Here is a 1,595-nt window from a genome sequence, read left to right on the forward strand (position 1 = left end):
CAACCCCCCCCCGCCCCCGCCGCCCCCCCCCCCCCGCCCACCCGCCCGGCGCCCCGGTCCCCCCCGGCGGCCCCCCCCCCCCCGCGCCCCCCCGCCGCACGCTGCGCCGGCCCACCGGTTACGCCTTCAACCGCCCGGCCCTGCCCGGCGACACCACCGCCGACCCCCTCCCCCCGTCCCCGCCCCGCCACCCCCTGCCCGAGCCCCGCCCCAGCCCCGGCTCGATCGCCGGTGGGGTGCCCGAGGGCGTGCGGGAGGCGGCGCGCGCGGCCTGCGCGGACGCGTTCGTGCGGCGGCTGCCCGGCGGGTACGACACCCCGCTCGCCGACGCCCCGATGTCGGGCGGCGAGCGCCAGCGGCTCGGCCTCGCCCGCGCGTTCGCCCGCGGCGAGCGGCTGCTGGTGCTCGACGACGCCACCTCCAGCCTCGACACCGTCACCGAACGCCAGGTCGCCCGCGCCCTCACCGAGGACCCGCGCGGCAGGACCCGCCTCATCGTCGCCCACCGCCTCGCCACCGCCGCCCGCGCCGACCGGGTGATCTGGCTCGACAACGGCGCCGTCCGCGCCACCGGCAGGCACCGCGACCTCTGGCGCGACCCGGCCTACCGGGAGGTCTTCCGGGCGGACGCCTCCCCCGAGGGCCCCCGGCCCCCGCGGGAAGGGCGGCCGTCGTGAAGGATCTGCTCCGCGGCGCCCTGCTCCGGGAACCGCGCCTGCTCGCCAGGATCGCCTTGTGGTCCCTGCTGGAGGCCGCCCCCGCGTTCCTGATCGGCCTCGCCGTCGCCCGCGCCATCGAGGACGGCTTCGCCGCCGGCCACCCGGGGACCGGGCTCGCCTGGCTGGCCGCGCTCGGCGCCGCCTGGGCGGTGGCGGCGGTGGCGGCCCGGCAGGTGGTGCTCGCCGTCGCCGGGATCGCCGAACCGTTCCGCGACGACCTGCTCACCCGCGTCGTCCGGGACGCCGTGCACGCCCGCGAACCCCGCGACAGCGCCGCCGTGGCCCGCGCCGGGCTGCAGGTCGAGCTGGCCAGGGACGCCTTCGCCGCCGTCGTCACCACCGTGCGCGGGTTCGTCTTCACCGTCGGCGGCGTGGTCATCGGCCTGTCGGCCCTGGTGCCGGGCGCGCTCGTGCTGGTGCTGCCCGCGTTCGTGGCGGGGCTCGCGCTCTTCCTGGCGTCGCTGCCCGCGCTGGCCCGGCGGCAGCGCGCCTTCCTGATCGCCGACGAGGAACTGGCCGACGCCATGACCGGCCTGGCCGGCGGCCTGCGCGACATCGTGGCCTGCGGCGACGAGGACCGCGCGGACGCCCGGCTGGCCCGCCGCGTCGCCCGGCAGGCCGGCGCGGCCCGGTCCCTGGCCCGGATGACCGCCGTCCGCACCGCCGCGCTCGCCGTGGGCGGCTGGCTGCCCGTCGTGCTCGTGCTCGCCGGGACGCCCCGGCTGCTCGCCGGCGGCGCGGGCGCGGGCGTCATCGTCGGCACGCTCGCGTACGTCACCCAGTCCCTCGCCCCCGCCCTGAACGGCCTCATCCAGGGGCTCGGCGTCAGCGGCGTCCGGCTGGCGGCGACGCTGGCCGGGGCCGCCGCCGCCACCC

1 protein-coding gene and 1 pseudogene are annotated in these 1,595 nt (G+C 80.8%); both read left to right on the forward strand.

Annotation, left to right across the window (positions count from 1 at the left end):
• On the forward strand, positions 1 to 677 hold a 677-nt coding region (locus tag ADY59_RS47245), incomplete at its 5' end, for an ATP-binding cassette domain-containing protein (protein ID WP_156326182.1).
• Positions 674 to 1,595, forward strand: a pseudogene (locus ADY59_RS47250) (ABC transporter ATP-binding protein); the annotation flags it as partial. The gene ADY59_RS47245 and the pseudogene ADY59_RS47250, both read left to right, overlap by 4 nt.

This window comes from Nonomuraea sp. SBT364 (assembly GCF_001083785.1).
Taxonomy (GTDB): Bacteria; Actinomycetota; Actinomycetes; order Streptosporangiales; family Streptosporangiaceae; genus Nonomuraea.